Source organism: Sutcliffiella rhizosphaerae, from assembly GCF_917563925.1.
In the GTDB taxonomy this organism is placed as follows: Bacteria; Bacillota; Bacilli; order Bacillales; family Bacillaceae_I; genus Sutcliffiella_A; species Sutcliffiella_A rhizosphaerae.
In genome coordinates, this window is record NZ_CAKJTJ010000074.1 from 1 (window position 1) to 1,296 (window position 1,296).

The 1,296-nt window shown below is 54.6% G+C and carries 1 rRNA gene (only partly in view); it reads right to left on the reverse strand.

The features are described from left to right. Positions 1 to 2 precede the first annotated feature (2 nt). Positions 3 to 1,296, reverse strand: a 23S ribosomal RNA gene (locus LRP81_RS22910) (it continues 1,758 nt past the right edge of the window).

Here is a 1,296-nt window from a genome sequence, read left to right on the forward strand (position 1 = left end):
TTTGGGTTAAGTCCTCGATCGATTAGTATTCGTCAGCTCCACGTGTCGCCACGCTTCCACCTCGAACCTATCTACCTGATCATCTTTCAGGGATCTTACTTACCGAAGTAAAAGGAAATCTCATCTTGAGGGGGGCTTCATGCTTAGATGCTTTCAGCACTTATCCCGTCCGCACGTAGCTACCCAGCTATGCCTTTGGCAAGACAACTGGTACACCAGCGGTGCGTCCATCCCGGTCCTCTCGTACTAAGGACAGCTCCTCTCAAATTTCCTGCGCCCACGACGGATAGGGACCGAACTGTCTCACGACGTTCTGAACCCAGCTCGCGTACCGCTTTAATGGGCGAACAGCCCAACCCTTGGGACCGACTACAGCCCCAGGATGCGATGAGCCGACATCGAGGTGCCAAACCTCCCCGTCGATGTGGACTCTTGGGGGAGATAAGCCTGTTATCCCCGGGGTAGCTTTTATCCGTTGAGCGATGGCCCTTCCATGCGGAACCACCGGATCACTAAGCCCGACTTTCGTCCCTGCTCGACTTGTAGGTCTCGCAGTCAAGCTCCCTTGTGCCTTTACACTCTGCGAATGATTTCCAACCATTCTGAGGGAACCTTTGGGCGCCTCCGTTACTCTTTAGGAGGCGACCGCCCCAGTCAAACTGCCCACCTGACACTGTCTCCCAGCCCGATAAGGGCTGCGGGTTAGAATTTCAATACAGCCAGGGTAGTATCCCACCGACGCCTCCACCGAAGCTAGCGCTCCGGCTTCTCAGGCTCCTACCTATCCTGTACAAGCTGTACCAAAATTCAATATCAGGCTACAGTAAAGCTCCACGGGGTCTTTCCGTCCTGTCGCGGGTAACCTGCATCTTCACAGGTACTATAATTTCACCGAGTCTCTGGTTGAGACAGTGCCCAGATCGTTACGCCTTTCGTGCGGGTCGGAACTTACCCGACAAGGAATTTCGCTACCTTAGGACCGTTATAGTTACGGCCGCCGTTTACTGGGGCTTCGGTTCAAAGCTTCGCTTGCGCTAACCTCTCCCCTTAACCTTCCAGCACCGGGCAGGCGTCAGCCCCTATACTTCGCCTTACGGCTTCGCAGAGACCTGTGTTTTTGCTAAACAGTCGCCTGGGCCTATTCACTGCGGCTCTCTCGGGCTTTAACACCCTAACAGAGCACCCCTTCTCCCGAAGTTACGGGGTCATTTTGCCGAGTTCCTTAACCAGAGTTCTCTCGCTCACCTTAGGATTCTCTCCTCGCCTACCTGTGTCGGTTTGCGGTACGGGCACCAT